The 17161-nt window shown below is 62.4% G+C and carries 17 protein-coding genes; 10 read left to right on the top strand and 7 right to left on the bottom strand.

Going from position 1 to position 17161, the window contains the following annotated elements:
* Positions 1-3: 3 nt before the first annotated feature.
* The 5 genes from ACK5L9_RS02600 to ACK5L9_RS02580 are packed head-to-tail and all read right to left on the bottom strand — an operon-like array spanning position 4 to position 2096.
* On the bottom strand, positions 4-720 hold the full coding sequence (locus tag ACK5L9_RS02600) for a flagellar hook-basal body complex protein (RefSeq protein ID WP_416909886.1): 717 nt from the start codon (positions 718-720) through the stop codon (positions 4-6).
* A gap of 1 nt (position 721) precedes the next feature.
* A complete protein-coding gene (locus tag ACK5L9_RS02595; protein ID WP_416909885.1) occupies positions 722-991 on the bottom strand; it encodes a flagellar biosynthetic protein FliQ in 270 nt (89 codons plus the stop codon).
* Between the two features lie 9 nt (positions 992-1000).
* Entirely contained in the window at positions 1001-1291 is a 291-nt protein-coding gene (locus ACK5L9_RS02590) for a flagellar hook-basal body complex protein FliE (RefSeq protein ID WP_416909884.1), read from the bottom strand.
* Positions 1292-1302: 11 nt separating this feature from the next.
* Positions 1303-1695 (bottom strand): flagellar basal body rod protein FlgC, encoded by a 393-nt coding sequence (gene flgC, locus ACK5L9_RS02585; RefSeq protein ID WP_416909883.1) that lies wholly within the window; start codon positions 1693-1695, stop codon positions 1303-1305.
* A gap of 11 nt (positions 1696-1706) precedes the next feature.
* Positions 1707-2096 carry a FlgB family protein gene (locus ACK5L9_RS02580; RefSeq protein ID WP_416909882.1) on the bottom strand — a complete coding sequence of 130 codons (390 nt, stop codon included), beginning with the start codon at positions 2094-2096 and terminating at the stop codon, positions 1707-1709.
* A 98-nt stretch (positions 2097-2194) separates the two neighbouring features.
* On the opposite strand from ACK5L9_RS02580, the gene ACK5L9_RS02575 reads away from it, so the two are divergent.
* Positions 2195-3541, top strand: coding sequence for a FliI/YscN family ATPase (locus ACK5L9_RS02575; protein WP_416909881.1), 1347 nt, complete (start codon positions 2195-2197; stop codon positions 3539-3541).
* Between the two features lie 253 nt (positions 3542-3794).
* Positions 3795-4370: a Crp/Fnr family transcriptional regulator gene (locus ACK5L9_RS02570; protein WP_416909880.1), complete on the top strand. Its 576-nt coding sequence runs from the start codon at positions 3795-3797 to the stop codon at positions 4368-4370.
* Positions 4371-4477: 107 nt separating this feature from the next.
* Here ACK5L9_RS02570 and ACK5L9_RS02565 read toward each other — a convergent pair whose 3' ends face one another.
* Positions 4478-5824, bottom strand: a complete 1347-nt coding sequence (locus ACK5L9_RS02565; protein WP_416909879.1) for a L,D-transpeptidase family protein — start codon at positions 5822-5824, stop codon at positions 4478-4480.
* Positions 5825-6037: 213 nt separating this feature from the next.
* Here ACK5L9_RS02565 and ACK5L9_RS02560 point away from each other — a divergent pair, with 213 nt between their 5' ends.
* On the top strand, positions 6038-7357 hold the full coding sequence (locus tag ACK5L9_RS02560; protein WP_416909878.1) for a TRAP transporter large permease: 1320 nt from the start codon (positions 6038-6040) through the stop codon (positions 7355-7357).
* On the opposite strand, the gene ACK5L9_RS02555 is transcribed toward ACK5L9_RS02560, so the two are convergent.
* Positions 7354-8040, bottom strand: a complete 687-nt coding sequence (locus ACK5L9_RS02555; RefSeq protein WP_416909877.1) for a GntR family transcriptional regulator — start codon at positions 8038-8040, stop codon at positions 7354-7356. The two genes, ACK5L9_RS02560 and ACK5L9_RS02555, sit on opposite strands and share 4 nt — an antisense overlap.
* 303 nt (positions 8041-8343) lie before the next feature.
* Between ACK5L9_RS02555 and ACK5L9_RS02550 the strand changes: the two genes are divergently transcribed.
* From ACK5L9_RS02550 to ACK5L9_RS02520, 7 genes are all read left to right on the top strand, one after another.
* Complete coding sequence (locus ACK5L9_RS02550; RefSeq protein ID WP_416909876.1) at positions 8344-9525, top strand: MFS transporter; 1182 nt, start codon at positions 8344-8346, stop codon at positions 9523-9525.
* Positions 9522-11249 (top strand): glycosyl transferase family 90, encoded by a 1728-nt coding sequence (locus ACK5L9_RS02545; protein WP_416909875.1) that lies wholly within the window; start codon positions 9522-9524, stop codon positions 11247-11249. The genes ACK5L9_RS02550 and ACK5L9_RS02545 overlap by 4 nt, the downstream gene beginning before the upstream one ends.
* Before the next feature lie 11 nt (positions 11250-11260).
* Entirely contained in the window at positions 11261-11740 is a 480-nt protein-coding gene (locus ACK5L9_RS02540) for an ureidoglycolate lyase (RefSeq protein WP_416909874.1), read from the top strand.
* Positions 11737-12369 (top strand): ribonuclease HII, encoded by a 633-nt coding sequence (locus ACK5L9_RS02535; protein ID WP_416909873.1) that lies wholly within the window; start codon positions 11737-11739, stop codon positions 12367-12369. Before ACK5L9_RS02540 ends, ACK5L9_RS02535 begins: the two co-directional genes overlap by 4 nt.
* Positions 12370-12459: 90 nt before the next feature.
* Positions 12460-13590, top strand: a complete 1131-nt coding sequence (locus tag ACK5L9_RS02530) for a site-specific DNA-methyltransferase (RefSeq protein WP_416909872.1) — start codon at positions 12460-12462, stop codon at positions 13588-13590.
* A gap of 285 nt (positions 13591-13875) precedes the next feature.
* Positions 13876-15291 (top strand): B12-binding domain-containing radical SAM protein, encoded by a 1416-nt coding sequence (locus ACK5L9_RS02525; protein WP_416909871.1) that lies wholly within the window; start codon positions 13876-13878, stop codon positions 15289-15291.
* A gap of 90 nt (positions 15292-15381) precedes the next feature.
* Positions 15382-17055, top strand: coding sequence for a glycosyltransferase family 4 protein (locus tag ACK5L9_RS02520; RefSeq protein WP_416909870.1), 1674 nt, complete (start codon positions 15382-15384; stop codon positions 17053-17055).
* The last annotated feature ends 106 nt before the right edge of the window (positions 17056-17161 follow it).

Here is a 17161-nt window from a genome sequence, read left to right as displayed (position 1 = left end):
CTTTCAGCGGGTCATGGCGGTGATCGCGCTGCGAATGCGCTGATCTTCGCGGTCAAGGAAGGACTGGCCCAGCTCGTAGGCGCGCTGGACCTCGATCATGCGGGAAATCTCGAAGATCGGATCGACATTCGAATCCTCAAGAAAGCCCTGACGGATGCGGGCGTCCTCGACGGGTTCCGGGTCGCCGCTGCTGCGAAAGACGGTGCCGCCCTCATGCGTCAGATCCGCGCCCTCTGCCGGGGCAAAGACACCGATGCGCCCGAAGGGAACGCCATTGGCTGACAATGTACCATCAACCCCGACCGAAACGGCGGCGGCCCCCGCCGGGATGATGATCGGGGCCTGCCCTTCGTCCAGAAGGCGAAAGCCGTCGGCGGTCATCAATTCGCCCTCGCCCGAGGGCAGGAATGCCCCCGCACGGGTCAGACGGTTGCCGTCGGGCGTCTGGACCATGAAGAACCCGTCGCCGTCGATGGCCAGATCGAAGGCCCCGCCGGTCTGGTTCAGCACGCCTTGTCCAAGGTCAATCAGCCGCCCGCGCGCATTGGCCATGGACAGCGTGTCGCCCTTGCGATCCAGCGCCGACAGATGCTCGGCGAAGATCACGCCCTCGCGGCGAAAACCGGTGGTGTTCGCGTTGGCGATATTGTTGGCGACGACGCGCATTTCCTTCATCAGCCCCGATTGCCGGGTCAGGGCGGCATAGATGGCGTTGTCCATGTCAGCCTCCGGCGATCAGGGGGATGATCCGGCCGACATAGAAATCGGTCAGTGTGGTGGTCATGAAGCTCATCGTGACCCAGAACACGGCCAGCATCAGCCCGACCTTGGGAACGAAAGTCAGCGTCATTTCCTGTACCGAAGTCAGCGCCTGAAACAGGCCGATCACGACGCCCGCGACCAGCGCCACGATCAGCAGCGGCGCGGACATCCTGACGGCCGCCAGCAGCGCCTGACGCAGCACGTCGAAAAGCAGTGTCTCAGTGGTCATGGCGCGCCCTCAGACCGGCATCCGCAGGATTTCCTGATAGGCCTCGACGACCTTGTCGCGAATCGTCACGACCGTTTCCATGGCAAGCTGAGCCTCGGCGATGGTCTGGACCAGTTGATGTGTCTCGACCTGGCCGGTCATGGCGCCGGTGGCGGCGGTATCCACCTGCGCCATCTGCTGCGCAAAGGCATCGGCGGCGTTGCCAAGGCGGGCGACGGCATCGGGTTCGGCGTTCCGGTCGGGGGCGACGGCGGGGCGGGCGGCCTGATAGGCGCTTGCGGCATTGATTGCGGTAAACATGATGAATTCCTTCAGCGGCGCAGAAGATCCAGCAGGGACGATCCCATCTGCCGGGTCTGTTCGAAGATGCGAAGATTGGCCTCATAGCTGCGGCCCGCCTCGCGCGAATCGGCGATCTCGACGACCAGATCGACATTCGAGCCAAGGTAATAGCCATCCTTGTCCGCCATCGGATGCGACGGATCATGGATGCGCGGCAGCCCGGTCCTGTCCAGCATGGTGCGCGAAGCCTGAACCTCGCCCGTGGGGCGGCCAAAGCGGATCGTCTCGTCAAAGCTGACCAGCTTGCGGCGATAGCCGGGCGTATCGGCATTGGCGATGTTTTCGGCGGTGTGGCGCAGCCTTTCGCTTTGTGCGCGCAGCCCGGATGCGGCCAGCCGCAGGGCGGAAACCTGTTCTGTCATGTTCCGCCCTCTTAACCACGCCGACCGATACTGGTGCGCAGCAGGTCCAGCGACGATCGGTAGATCCCCAGCGACAGCTCGTGTTCGCGCCGGGTTTCGGCCTCTTTGACCATCTCGTCCTCAAGCGAGACCGAGTTGCCATTGGGCGAAAGGCCGGTTTCGACGCCAAACTCGCGCGAAGCGGCGGGCGACCAGTCGGCGCTGCCCAGATGTCCTGAACGGGTAGCGCGCAGGCCCGCCATGTCGCTGCGGCGATAGCTGTCCTCGAATGCCTCAAGGTCAAGGGTCTTGAATCCGGGCGTGTCGGCATTGGCGACATTGCGGGCGACGATGATCTGCCTTCGGGCGGCATGGTCGGTCATTGCCCGCGCCATATTCATCATTTCGATTCGTTCAAACACGAGGTTTCTCCTCAGCTTCGATAAACCCGGTCTTAACCCCATTTGGTTTAGAAACCGTTTCGTCGCGAGGCACTGGCGTTGGGCGCAGAGGGAACGGAATGGATAAAATTGAATCGATCATTCACAGGATGCGGAAGCTGAGCACAGTATCCTATCGCGGTCGCGTACAGACGATTCGCGCCGGGCTGATCAGCGTCACGGGGCTTAACGCGCATGCCTCGGTCGGGGATCGCGTCGCGATCTCGTTGCAAACGGGGCAGATGACGGGTGAAATCGTCGGCCTGACCCGCACCCATGCCGAGGTGCTGCCCGAAGGCCCCCCCGAGGGGCTGTCGATCGGTTCCGGGGTGGAACTGCTGTTCGCGCCGCTGATTTCGCCCTGTGACGCATGGATCGGGCGAATCATCGATCCGCTGGGGCAGCCGCTGGACGGGCGCCCGTTGCCGCAGGGGCCGATGCCCCGCGCCTTCCGCAGTGAAGCACCGCCCGCCGTCCGGCGCAAACGGCTGGGGGCGCGGCTGTCTACGGGGCTGGCGGTGTTCGACACGGTCCTGCCTCTGGTGCAAGGGCAGCGAATCGGCCTGTTCGCTGGCTCGGGGGTGGGTAAGTCCACGCTGCTTTCCAAGCTGGCACGGGGCGTTCAGGCCGATGTCGTGGTCATCGCGATGATCGGTGAACGCGGGCGCGAACTGCGTGATTTCGTGGAAAATACGCTTGGCCCCGAAGGAATGAAACGGGCGGTGATCGTGACGGCGACATCGGACCGCTCGCCCCTGCTGCGGCGGCGCTGCGTATGGGCGGCGATGGCGGTGGCCGAACATTTCCGCGATCAGGGCAAGCATGTCCTGCTGCTGGCCGATTCGATCACCCGCTTTGCCGAGGCCCATCGCGAGATCGCGCTGGCCGCTGGCGAGCCGCCCAGCTATCGCGGTTTTCCCCCGTCCCTGTCGAACCTGATCATGGCACTGGCCGAGCGTGCCGGACCGGGGCTGGAAGGCGAGGGCGATATTACCGGCATTTTCAGCGTTCTGGTCGCCGGATCTGATATGGACGAACCGGTCGCCGACATTCTGCGCGGTACGCTGGACGGGCATGTCGTGCTGGATCGCAGCATTGCCGAGCGCGGGCGCTTTCCGGCGATTGATGTCGTGCGATCGGTGTCGCGTGCCTTGCCCGATGCCGCAGATGCCGCCGAGAACGCGCTGATCGGTCGTGCGCGGGCAGCATGGGGGGCCTATGCCGAGTCTGAACTGATGATTCGCGCCGGTCTGTACGCTCCGGGGGCGGATCCTCAGCTGGATGAGGCCGTTTCATTGCATCCTCAGCTTGACCAGTTCGTCACCCGTGACAGTGGCTCGATTCCCGGCAGTTTCGGCCTTTTGGCCGAAGTATTGCAGGTTCCGCACCGTCCCGCGCAGTCGCGGCGGCGTAACGGAGGGTATTAAGAACATACTTAATGAATGTTAGAACACGCCCCCCTCCCATTGCTTCCTACGGGCCGATTTGCAACTGTCCTGCAGCCCCAGGAAAGGAGGTCCGAGAGTGGCCATCAGTGACTATTTTATCCGTTATCTTCAACGGCGTGACGCACTCTCTGATTCCGATCTCGCGCGGCTCAGAGCGATAAGAACTGAACAAATCAGTTTTGCTCCGGGCGAGGTGATCGTTCCGGTCGAAAGAGAGTATCGGCGCAGTTGCATGATGCTGCGTGGCCTGTCCGCAAGGTCGCATCCGCTGGCTGATCGGCCGGGGGAAAGGGTCATCACCGCGCTACACGTTCCCGGAGATTTCGTTGATCTGCACGGTTTCGTTCTGGCGGGGCTGGATCATTCGGTCATCGCGGTCGGTCCGGCCGAGGTCGAATGGGTCAGTCATGACGACCTGACCGAGATCACCGAGAACTTTCCTCACCTGACCCGGCTTCTGTGGATGGCGACGCTGATCGACGCGGCGGTGCAGCGGCAGTGGCTGGTGGCGGCGGCCTCGCTTCGGTCCAGTGCGCATCTTGCGCATCTGCTGTGTGAAATCTACACGCGGTTGAATGTCGTTGGGGCAGCCAGCAACCACAGGTTCAACCTGCCGCTGTTGCAGCGCGAACTGGCAGAGATTCTGGGCTATACCCCGATCCATGTGAACCGGGCTGTTCGCGATCTGCGCGACCGGGGGCTGATCCGCTGGACCAGCGCGGATGTCACCATCCTCGATTGGGAGGGGCTGGCCCGTCTGGCACGCTTCGAGGCAGGCTATCTGGACCTTAACCAATGCGACCGCTAGGCGGGCATTCGCGGCTTTGCTGGCGGATGCCTGGACGGGGGCATTGATTTCACGGGGCTTCCGAAAAGCGGCATCCGCCTTTCGGAAGCCCCGCCCGCGCCATCAGGCTATTGCTGGTGCAGAACCGGGGCGGGTTGCAGGTTATGTGACAGCGCGTCGTTTATTGCCTTTCGCAGCAGATCGGCATCATGCGGCGGTGCGGTCAGGTCGGCGGCGTCTTCGCTGGTATCCTCATAGACCGGCGCGTCTGCGACGTCCGGCACCGGCGCGGCAGAACGTGCAGGCGCGGCAGAACGTGCAGGCGTGGCAGCAGGCGCAGGCTGGGGCGCGATGGTCGCCAGTTGTCCCTGCCGCGCCGGACGGGCCAGCGGCGCACGCGAGGATGTCAGCACCAGCGATCCGCTATCCGCCTTTGGCTGCGCAGGAACCGGAACCTTGCTGGCGGCATCGGCAATGGTCGTGCCGGGGGCCAGAAACTCGACGATGGTGACGCCGGGCTGAACCATATGCGCCAGTTCCTCGGCGTCCCAGTTGGTCAGCCGCACACAGCCGCGTGACTGGTTGCGGAACAATTGCGAGGGCGTAGGAGTGCCGTGGATACCATATGTCGGCCGGGTCAGGTCGATCCAGACACTGCCGACCGGGCCGTTTGGTCCGGGCGCGATCATCAGCGGTCTGTCATTTTCGCCCTGACGGAAGTTCTTTGCCGGATTATAAGTATAGTTGGGGTTCAGCGCCACCGTTACCACCGTATGCGTCCCCGAGGGCGAGGGTGTCGCGTCCGACCCGATGGTCGCGGGATAGTCCACCACCATCCGCCCCGCCGCGTCATAGGCGGCGACCCGGCGCGTGGCCTTGTCCACCAGAATCCGTGTGACCTGCGCCTTGATCGGTCTGGCAGGGACCGTCACCTTGATCGTCGCGCCGGATTGCAGCGTTACGCCGGGGTTCAGGAAGTCGATGAATTTTTCGTCCATGTGGAACCGCTCGCCCAGCTTTTCGGCAATACTGGTAAACCCTTGCGAGGCCATCTGCGCCTTTTCGCCGTAATCGCTGGGGATCGTCGTGACCAGCCCGGCGGTGTCCTCGGAGGTGATGGTATAGTCCATGGTTTCGGGTTGGGCGGCGTAAGGTTGCAGCAGGTTCCAGACCGCTGCGTCCATCTGGCCGTCGATGGGCAGGCCGGCGCGACGCTCGAACGCCATGATTGCGCTGGCACTCATTTCGCCGCGAAAGCCGTCCACGACCCCCGGCGACACGCCTGACCGATCCAGCAGAACCTGTACCCGCGCCGTCAAAGCCGACCGGCCCGCAGGTAGGTCGCTGCCTGTATATTGTGCGCTGTTAATATCGGACGCACTGAATCTGGGGTTCGCATCCTGCGCATCCGCAGGCAGCGCCGCCGCAACGGCACAGGCCAGAGCCAGCGAGATCCGGCGATATCCAAGCGGCATTTTGGCCTCCGTTAACCTTCCGCACAGCATCTACGTTTTGGCAGGAAAGTGCCAGATAGATCCGTCCTCACGTTTCGGTCAATCCTGCGTTGTGACCCGGCCAGCGGGCTGATAAGCCGGACAGGGGACAAAGAGGAGAAACAATGACCGGTTCACCGCAGCCGCCGCCGGAACCTGCCGGGTGATCGGGTTGGTGCCTCGACGGGGTGTCGCGTGACGCCGTCTCTGCTGGGTTTTCTGGCCTTCGGTGCCCTTGGCCTGCTGCTTGCGCTGCGAAATCAGATTGCGCCTGCGGTCGCGGTCGTGGCTGTCGGGGGGCTGGCCGTGATCGAGCCGCTGATCGGGCACGGGCTGGGGCAAACCGTCACCGACATGTCCGCGATGCTGCGCGAGCTGCTGCGGCTTGAAACCGTCATGATCGTGGCGTTGTTCATCATGCTGGGCAATCTGGCCTTTTATGCCGGAATCTCGACCCGCATCTATGACGCCTCGGCGGTCTGGCTGAGACATGTGCCGGGGGGGTTGGCCATGGCTTCGGTTCTGGGCTGCGGAGGCTTTGCCGCCATCTCGGGGTCATCGGTCGCCTGTGCCACGACCATGGGCCGCATCTGCGTTCCCGAGATGCTGCGTCAGGGCTATGACGCGCGGCTTGCGACCTCGGCTGTGGCGGTGGGCGGTACGCTGGGGGCGCTGATCCCGCCCTCGCTGCTGTTCGTTTTTTACGGGCTGCTGGCGGATCTGCCAATTGCCCGGCTGTTCATCGCGGGGATCCTGCCGGGGCTTGTGTCGCTGGCCGCGATGCTGCTGGCGATCCTGTGGTGGGTGGCCGAGGAACCGGACATCGCCCCTGTCCCCCGCCAGCCGGCCAGAGCCAGCCGGTTACAGGCCACTATCGCCCTGTGGCCGCCCGCCTTGCTGTTTCTGGTGCTGATCGCGGGGTTGTTCCGGGGTTTTCTGACACCGGTTTCGGCGGCGGGAATATGCGTGGTGCTGGTTGCGCTGATCGGGCTGTGGCAGGGCAGGCTAAGCGTACAGCATCTGTGGCTCGTCTTGCGCGAAACCGCCGGACAGACACTGATGGCGCTGGCGCTGCTGGTCGCGGCGCGGCTGTTCATGGGGTTCATCCAGCTTGCCGGGACGGATCAGGCCATGGTCGGTCTTGCGCATGCCATGGGGCTGTCATCGCTGACCGTCGTTGCGCTATGCGCGATCATCTGCCTGATTCTGGGCATGTTCATCGAACCGATGGGCATTCTTGCGCTGACCCTGCCGCTGCTGCTGCCGCTGGTCCAGGCCTATGAGATGGATCCGATCTGGTTTGGCGTGATACTGGTCAAACTTCTTGAAATCGCACTGATCACGCCGCCAGTCGGCCTGAACGTGTTCGTCATTTCCGGCGTCACAAGAGGCACCGGGCTTGGGGTGGTCTATCACGGCGTGGCGCGGTTCCTGATGCTGGACCTGCTTGTCCTTGTTGTGCTGATCCTGTTTCCGGCGCTGTCCACCTTGTTACCTGCCGCGATGGGGCACTAATCCTCGGACACAAGCCGGTGACGCGGCGGATAGTATTGCCGCGCAAAGGAAACGGGCGTCTTGTCGGACCAATTCAGCCGTTCGATCGCCAGAACCGGGGTGCCCACCATGATCGACAGGCTGGTTGCGCAATCGCCCGTGGCGCTGTCTGCCAGGATCGAGAACCGCCCCTGCGTCAGCGGCACATTGCGCGCCAGCCATTCATGCGCGGGCTGATCCTCAAGATCGGCGCGCTGCAATTTTGGCACGCTGGAGGGGTTCAGCCAGACGGTTTCGCAACAATGCGGGGCGTCATCGGCCAGATACTGCCCCTTGACCACCAGCATTTCGTGATGCGCGCGCAGTTGCAGGGCGCGCTGCGCATAGCGATTGGTGTTGCCGCGCTCGAATCCCATCAGCCGATAGGAATAGGTCGCGCCCGTCGCCTCGATCTCGTGGCGCATCAGGGGGATTTCCAGTGTCGTCCGGCGCGATGGCGTCGTCGTCACCCGTGTGCCGACCTTTCGTCGCCGCTCGATCAGGCCGCTCTCGGCCAGTTCGCGCAATGCGCGATTCACCGTCGCGCGGGCACAGCCCAACTGGTTCGCCAGTTGCTGTTCGGTGGGAATCAGTTCACCAGGGGCCCACTCACGGGCCTGAATTCGTTCCAGAACAAGGTTGCGAACCGATTGCCAGGTGTTCATTCTTTTCGCACCCGTGTCGGTGTCATTCGACTGTAGTGTGCGCACAACGGAGAGTGGAAATTCTGTCATAATAGATTTTGTGTTTGTTAATCCCAACAGTCATATTCATAGAGCAGCAGATTAATATGAGAACCTGTCGAAATGGTCATAAGAACGATGTAAAACGACTTCCGGCTTATTTTTTTACCGATTATCAACCCCTCAGTTGTAACGTCTTGCCTGTGCTTTTTAAAGGGCTAGTGCTACCAGAGGTGCAAAAAACCGAGGTTTCCGATGAGTATCCAGTCAACTGAGCGGTTCGGAATGGCGCGTTCTCCCGAATCGGGCACTGCCTGGCTGGTTCTGCTGGCGATCAGCCTTTGCCACCTGATCAACGATGTAATGCAGTCAATGCTTGCTGCGATTTATCCGCTTTTGCGGCAGGAATTTGCCCTGTCCTACACGCAGATCGGCATCATGACGCTGGCCTTCCAGGTGACTGCTTCGCTGCTTCAACCGGCGATTGGGGCCGTGACAGATCGTCACCCCCAGCCGCGCTCGCTGTCGCTGGGGATGGGATCGACCTTTTGCGGGGTGCTGCTGCTGGCTTTTGCGGGCAGTTACGGGATGCTGCTGGCGGGGGCGATGCTGATCGGCATCGGCTCGGCCGTGTTTCACCCCGAAAGTTCGCGTGTGGCGCGGCTGGCCTCGGGCGGGCGATTCGGCACTGCGCAGTCACTTTTTCAGCTAGGCGGCAATTTCGGACAATCGCTGGGGCCGCTGCTGGCCGCTTTCATCGTTGTGCCGCTGGGGCGTCCGGCCGTGGCGTGGTTCGCGGTCGCGGCGGCGTTGGGGGCGGGGCTGCTGTATCGCGTGGGGCTGTGGGCGGATGGCCGTCGCCGGGCATCGGGCGGGCATCGCGACACGGCGCTGCGCCTGCCGCGCGATCTGGTGATCCGCTCGATTCTGGTGCTGGTGCTGCTGACCTTCAGCAAGAACGTCTATGGCGCGTCGATGACCAGCTATTTCACCTTTTTCACCATCGACAAGTTCGGCCTGGATGCGCAGGGGGCGCAGATCATGCTGTTTTTGCACCTGGTCGGCATGGCTGCGGGGGTGATGCTGGGCGGTGTGGTCGGCGACCGGGTCGGGCCGCTGCAAGTGATCTGGTTCTCGATCCTGGGCGTGCTGCCCTTCACGCTGGCCCTGCCGCATGTCGGGTTGATCGCGACCGGGATGCTGGCCTTCGTGATCGGGCTTGTGCTGGCCTCGGCCTTTCCAGCCATCATCGTCTATGCGCAGGAACTGGTTCCGGGCCGGACAGGCACTATTGCCGGGCTGTTCTTTGGCTTTGCATTCGGGATGGGTGGCATTTCGGCGGCCGCGCTTGGGGTGCTGGCCGATGCAAAGGGTCTGCCGACGGTATTCCTGTTGTGTTCCTTCCTGCCTGCGCTTGGTGTGCTGACTGTCCTTCTGCCCCGGCAGAAGCATCTGTCCCGCAGATGACCGACTCTGTGCGTTTCCTGCACATCAGTCCCGATCACTGCGGGGCCGAGGCTCTTGCGAGGCTGTTTCACCAGAACGGACACAAGGTCGCCCGGCACGAGGATGGCCGACTGGCAGCGGATATTGCCTGGGCCAGCGTGACCGGCTGGCCGCCGTTCCAGAAATGGCCCGAGGCGCGGCTGTTCACCGGGCTTTACCGGCTGGAACCGTGGTGGAGGCCGCCTCTGGCCGGCTGGCGCGGCCTTGATGTACTGCGCCGCCATTTTCCGCAGGCGCGGTTCATCCTGACCACGCGCAACATGGATGACTGGCTTCTGGACCGGATGACCCATGGCCCTGCCGCGCAGGCCGAGGCCGCGCACCGGCAGGTGGAACCGGTTGTCCTGCCCGATTTGTGGGCCGCCGACTGGCGCGATCATCTGCAACAGGTAGAGGCGTTTTTCGGTGACGATCCGGCCTTGATCCGTGTCGATCTGGATGCCGAAACGCCTGCCGATCTGTGCCGCCGCCTGTCGGCATTCCTGCCCATGCCAAAAGGGGCGGGCATGGCGGGCTGGTGGCCCAAAACCGCCCTGACGCTGGACCAGCGCCTGTTGCGGGTGGCCGAGCGTGCGCCTGCCACCCCGCGCCAGCAGGACGAGGCATTTGTCGAGGATGTCGCCGCTTTCTGCCTGCGCGACGCGCGGCCCGCCTTTGTGCCACTGCGGGGCGTGTCGCGCTTTTACTGTGAATGGGACGGGGATCGCCGGGTTCTCGCCCTGTCGGGCGAACGTCTGCCGATCCGCATCGGTCCGCAGCCGGGTCACGCCCATGACATCGCCGTCACCCGCCCCGACGCGCCGGTCAAGATGCTGCGCGCCGAGGGCGTGATCAACGACATTCTGCGGCTTGGGCGGCGCGACCCGGTGCATATCGACATGGAGGATTCGCGGTGGATCGGTTCTGCCCAAGGGGATCCGCTGCCCTGTCCGGTGCTGTGCCACAACCGCCGCGACGATGCGCGGAACGTGGTCCTTTGGCCCTTGCCCGGCCATTACGGCCCCGGCTTTCCGGGCTTTCACGCCGATGACGGTGCCGATCCGGTCCCCTTTGGCGACAAGCGCGATCAACTGGTCTGGCGCGGCATGATCTCGGGCAGCGAAAGGCGCGAGGGGGTGCGCCCCGGTCCCGCCTCGCATGTCTTTTTGCGCCAGCTTGGCGCCGCAGGCGACGATCCCGCCGCGCGTGCCGTTGCGTGGGACCGTCTTGCACGAACCAACCGCCTTGCGGTCGTGAGGCGGATTTGGGACAACCCCGACTATGATCTTGGCGTCGTCATGGCCTGGAGCTTTCGCAAATTCGCCGCAGATCCCTTTCTGGCCCCTTATTGTCGTCCGCGCCAGAACGCGGATTTTTTCAACCGGTTCCGCTATCGCCTGTGCATGGCGGGTTATGACCACGGCTCGAATTTCATGGCTTCGGTGAACAGCCGCTCGGTTCTGCTGAAGGAAGAGGATGGTTGGCAGGTCTATTATTCCGGTCGCTTCAGGCCCTGGCAGCATTACATCCCGCTGGCGCGATATTGCGACGATCTTGAGGAAAAGCTGGCCTGGGCGCGCGATCATCCTGCCGAATGCCGGGAAATGTCCCGCGCCGCGCGGGCCGAGGCCGCGCGCTTTGCAAGCCCGGCCCTGACCTGCGCCATCCGCACGCGGATCCTCGACGGCCTTGCGGCCTTGCGCTAGAACGGGGTGCCATGACCACGATCACCGCTCAGCCGATCACCGCAGATGCCTTTGCCCCTTTTGGCCAGTTGCTGACGCCGCGCGTCGTCGCCGACATGATGATCAATCAGGGCCGATGCGAGCGCCATCATGCGCTGGCCACAGTGCAGCGGGGCGGGGGCGAGGCGATCATCTCGATCTTTCGCTCGCAGCCGGTCAACCTGCCTTACCGGTGCACGCTGCTGGAATGTCACCCGCTGGGGTCACAGGCTTTCATGCCGCTGGGGCCGGACCCGTGGCTGTCGGTCGTCGCGCCCGGTGTGGACGGCGAACCCGGCGTGCCGCTGGCCTTTCTGGTGCCCTCGGGGATGGGGGTGAACCTGCGCGCGGGCGTCTGGCACGGCGTGCTGACACCGCTGGATCGCGCCGCCGATTTTCTGGTCGTGGACCGGCAGGGCGAAGGGCTGAACCTTGAGGAACGGTCGATCCCGCCCGTGACGATCATCGCATGAGCCTGCCCGATTTCAGTTTCGAGGCGGCGGCGATGCGGGCCGGGGCGCGGCGTGTCTGCGGTGTGGACGAGGTCGGGCGCGGCCCCCTTGCCGGGCCGGTGACGGCTGCGGCAGTAGTTCTGGACCCGGCAAATATCCCCGATGGCCTCAACGATTCCAAAAAGATGACGGCCCCCCGGCGCGAGGCGCTGGCCGAATGGATCATGGCGCATTGCGACTGGTCCGTTGCGCATTGCAGCGTGGCCGAAATCGACGATCTGAATATTTACCACGCCGCCCATCTGGCCATGTGCCGGGCGGTGGCGGGCCTGCGGATTCCGCCCTGCCACGCGCTGATCGACGGCAACCGCATCCCCCGCGATCTGACCCTGCCCGCCGAGGCGGTGGTCAAGGGCGATGCTCGCAGCCTGTCGATCGCGGCGGCCTCGATCGTCGCCAAGGTGTTGCGCGATCGCATCATGGTGGATTTGGCGCAACAATATCCCGGCTATGGCTGGGATGTGAACGCGGGCTATCCCACGCCCGCGCATAAACGCGCCCTGCTAGATTTGGGTGTGACCCCTCACCATAGGCGTTCGTTCAGACCGGTCCACAATATCTTGTGTAAAGATGAAACTTCAACGCGTTGATTCAAAAAAGAAATTGACGCCGAATCATGTCTGAATCATCCTTGTGCTATAGCAGATCGGCACAAGCCGGCGGACCCCAGAGGCAGACAGATGACCAAAACCAAAGAAAAACGCGTGGATTCCGCGCGGCCCCTACCGCTGAACCAGATCCTTGCTGGTGATTGCATCCAGATCATGAACTCGCTGCCTGAAAACAGCGTGGATCTGATCTTTGCCGATCCGCCTTATAACCTGCAATTGCGGGGCGATTTGCATCGGCCCGACAATTCCAGGGTCGATGCGGTGGATGATCACTGGGATCAGTTCTCGGGCTTTGCCGCCTATGACAAATTTACCCGCGACTGGCTGGCCGCCGCGCGCCGCATTCTGAAACCCGATGGCGCGATCTGGGTGATTGGCAGCTATCACAATATCTTCCGCGTCGGGGCCGAGCTTCAGAATCAGGGTTACTGGATCATGAATGACGTGATCTGGCGCAAATCGAACCCGATGCCGAATTTTCGCGGCAAGCGTTTGACCAATGCACATGAGACGATGATCTGGGCCAGCAAGTCCGAAGGCTCGAAATATACGTTCAACTATGAGGCGCTGAAATCCCTGAACGAAGGCGTCCAGATGCGCAGCGACTGGGTGATCCCGATTTGCAACGGTGGCGAAAGGCTGAAGGACGGCAAGGGAGACAAGGCCCATCCGACCCAGAAACCCGAGGCGTTGCTGCATCGCATTCTGGTCGGCACCACCAATCCCGGTGATGTCGTGCTGGATCCATTCTTTGGCACGGGCACCACCGGCGCCGTCGCCAAGATGCTGGGCCGCGATTTCATCGGCATCGAACGAGAGGCTGCCTATCGCGCCGTCGCCGAAAAACGCCTGTCCCGCATTCGCCGCTTTGATGCCGATGCCCTTGCCACCACCAAAGCCAAGCGTGCCGAACCCCGTGTTCCCTTTGGGCAGGTGATCGAACGCGGCATGTTGCGTCCGGGCGAGGAACTGTTCTCGATCGGCAACCGCCACAAGGCCAAGGTCCGCGCGGATGGCAGCCTGATCGGCAACGACGTCAAGGGCAGCATCCATCAGGTCGGAGCCGCGCTTGAGGGCGCGCCATCCTGTAACGGCTGGACCTACTGGCATTTTCGGCGCGAAGGCAAGATGATCCCCATCGACATCTTGCGTCAGCAGATCCGCGCCGAGATGGAGGGCGAGGTCTCGCGCCCCAACTGAATCCGGACACACGGTTCGCCGTCGTTCCGCCGCACCCGCTGGCGGAACCACCTTGCCCCGCCATGTTCGCATGGCGGGGTCTTTATAAGCCAGGCTTGCGGTTCATTAATTCAAACAGATAAGTCCATTTTAATGACGGGCTGATATTTTTTGATTTTCCCGCTTGCATTCTTGGGGCCGATCAAAATACAAAACGGTTTCGTATTCATTTTTCTTTGGAACCTGCTTATAATGCGTATTTCTGTCGTTGATTTGAATAATTTTTCTCGCTATCCCACGATGTCGGTGGGTTATATATCTGCCATTCTCCGCGCCTCGGGACATGATGTCAGTGTCATTTCACCTCTGGCGGTCGGCGTTCCCGGTTTTCGCCGGATCAAGCGCCCGCATATGCTGGGTTATCACGAGGCGGTGCTGCGTCACGCCACCGCAGTCAGCGCTTCTTCCACCATACGCCGGGCGCGGGGCTGGCTTGCGAGGCAGCAAAGCCCCGCCACGCAAAAGGCGCAGGGCGCGACTCTTGACGCCATCCGGGCAGAACTTGGCCGCGGCACGGATCTGTTGGTCATCTCGGCCTATACGATGTATCGCGATGTCTGCCGGGCGATTTGCGCCGAGGCCAGCAGACATGGCGTGCCCGTCCTGGTGGGCGGCCCGATGTTTACCTCGGTCGAAATGACGAAGGAATGGCTGGAAATTCCAGGGCTTTCCGCTGTGTTTGTCGGAGAGGCCGAGAAATATCTGGATGATATCCTGCAAGCCTTGTGCGGGGACGGGCGCGCTGTGCCCGGCCTTGTCCTGCCCGCGGCCGGTCAGGTCGTCGCCGCCATGCCGCTCGTTGCGCTGGATCGCATCCCGTTTCCGGATTATTCCGATTTCCCGTGGAACCGCTACCCGAACCGCATTATTCCCATGATGACGGGGCGCGGTTGCGGCTGGGGGGTCTGCACATTTTGCAGCGACGTGGCGACTGCCGCCGGAAGAACCTTCCGAAGCCGTTCGATTTCAAACGTTCTTGACGAGATGCGGTTTCAGAACCAACGCCATGACAGTCGGCTTTTCACCTTTCTGGACCTCAAGCTCAACTCGAACCCGTTGATCTGGCATGGCCTGATCGATGGGGCGCAGGGCGCGGTTCCGGGTTGCGAATGGACGGCTTCGGTTCATGTCAATGTCAATGGAGGCAACGGCCTTGGCCCGTCCGAGTTGAAAGAGGCGCGGCGGGCGGGGTTGTCGCGGATTACGACCGGGCTGGAATCCGCCTCGCAGAATGTCCTCAACATGATGGCGCGGGGCACCAATGCCGATTCTTTGTCGGCCTTTGTACGCTATGCGTCCGAGGCCGGGATCAGTGTTCGTATGACCTCGATCATCGGCTATCCGGGCGAACGACCGGAAGATGTTCTTCAGACCGCGAATTTCCTGTCGCGTCACCATGATTATATCGACCGGATCGTGATAAACCGGATCGCGCTATCCCCGGAAACCCCGCTTGGCAAGGCCATCCGTAAAAGGCCGAAGAAATATCCGGATATTTCGGTTTCCGGCTTTGATCTGAATACCGGGCTGCTGCGGCATGATAATGCGCTGTTTCGCAGGACGGATCATTTTCGTGCGGTCAAACAGATGCTGCGCGCGGCGCATGGAATCAACCGGAAGCCCTTGAAAGGTGCATCGCTGACCTTCGAAGGCGTTATGTAGATTTATAATTGTTTTCTGACAGACTTGATCGCGCAATGGTGTTATGAAATTGCTGATTAGTGCAGGGATCTCTTATCCGGATTCGGACATATGGCTGGGCCTGAACAGAACGCAGCGATCTGGTATGGTGGCGACGGCTACGATCCCGATGGCAAGGGAATCAATGGCCGCAGGGTGGCAGGGGCCTCTTTCCTCAAGGGGTTTCTGCGCCATGCTGCCGTCGATGAATTTGTGACTGTCGCGCAGACCGACGCTGCGCGGGACGAATTTCTGGCGCAGAAAAACCGCTATGCGCCCGACGCAACGCATCGCGCGGTGTCCGAACGCGATCTGCGAAAGCTGTCGCCGGTGGGCACGATCTATTATCCGGCACCCAATTTTGCCAATCTGTGCTGGCAGCGGCAAAGCTTTGGCCGCCACAACCATTCGATCTGCGGGATCACCCATACCACGGCGACACAGGCGGTGATGCGCGGCTTTTTCGATCTGCGCGCCGGGCCGCAGGCCGAATGGGACGCGGTGATCTGTACCTCGCGCGCGGTGCGGGCCGCCACCGTCCGCAATATCGAGATTGCGGACGATTTTCTGCGCACGCGTTTTGGCTTTGTTCCGCCGCGCCCGCAATTGCCAGTCATTCCCCTGGGCATCAATTGCGACGATTTCGCCCATGATCCGGCGGCGCGGGCGGCGCTGCGGGGGCGTATGGGCTGGGATGATGACGATGTCGCCATCGTCACCATTTCGCGGCTGCTGCCCTATGGCAAATTCGATCCCGGCCCGATGTTCATCGCGCTGCAACAGGCCGCCGGGATTTTGGCCGGGCAGCGGCGGCTGCATTATGTCGCCTGCGGGCTTTACGCCGACAACCACAGCCGTCAGGTCTTTGAGGATTGTGCAAGGCTGCTGATGCCGGATGTGGGCTTTCTGCATCTGCCGGGCGACGACCCGGTGGCGCGGGCCGAAACCCTGTCGGGCGGTGACATCTTTGCCTTTCCCATCGACAATATTCAGGAAACCTTTGGTCTTGCGCCGATCGAGGCGATGGCGGCGGGCCTTCCGGTAGTGGTGTCCGATTGGGACGGGATGCGCGACACGATCCCGCCCGAAGTCGGGATGCGTATTTCCACCCGCATGGTCGGCAGCGCCGCCGCTGCGGGCGAGGGGAGGGGCCATCTGTCGGGTGAATTCAGCTATCCCCAATATGGCAACCGCCTGTCGATGCTGACGCAGATTGACCTGGCCGAGATGACGGATGCATTTACCACTTTGGCGCGGGATGCGGATTTGCGGCGCCGGATGGGTGCTGCGGGGCAGGCTCGGGCGCGGGCCGATTATGACTGGCGCATGGTCGTGCCGCGCCTTCAGGATTTCTGGGCGGAACTTGCCGCAATCCGCCGCCTTTACGCCACCCGGCCCGAGCCGGGTGATCGCTTCAATCCCGTCGCGCCATCGCCCGCAGATCTGTTCGCCAGTTATGCCAGCGGCCGTCTGGATCGGGATCGTGACCGGCTGTTCGTTTCGGGCACCCCGGCAAGGCTGAAACTGATTCTTCAGGCGCGCCGTTATGCCGGGATCGGCCAGCCCGCCGAAACCCCCGGAACGCTGGAAAAAACGTTGGAGGCCTTTGCCCGGCAGGCGGGCCGAGGTGTGACCGTCAAGGAACTGGCGAAGGAACTGGGCTGGAACGTACTGACCGTGGAACGCTGTGTGCTGTTTTTCCTGAAATACGGGCTGATCACCCGCGCCGGACAGGGCGAGCGTTGAAAAACGGATGCCTGCTTTCGGGCAAGGCCCTGCAAAGTCGAAGTCATGTTGCCAGACGCGTTTAAAGGATTTTCCTGCCTGGCCATGACCTGTTGATCTGACGCTG

The organism is Paracoccus sp. (in: a-proteobacteria), assembly GCF_047973135.1.
GTDB lineage: Bacteria > Pseudomonadota > Alphaproteobacteria > Rhodobacterales > Rhodobacteraceae > Paracoccus.
The sequence above is the reverse complement of the archived record's forward strand: the minus strand, read 5'-3'. Positions and strand labels throughout refer to the sequence as shown.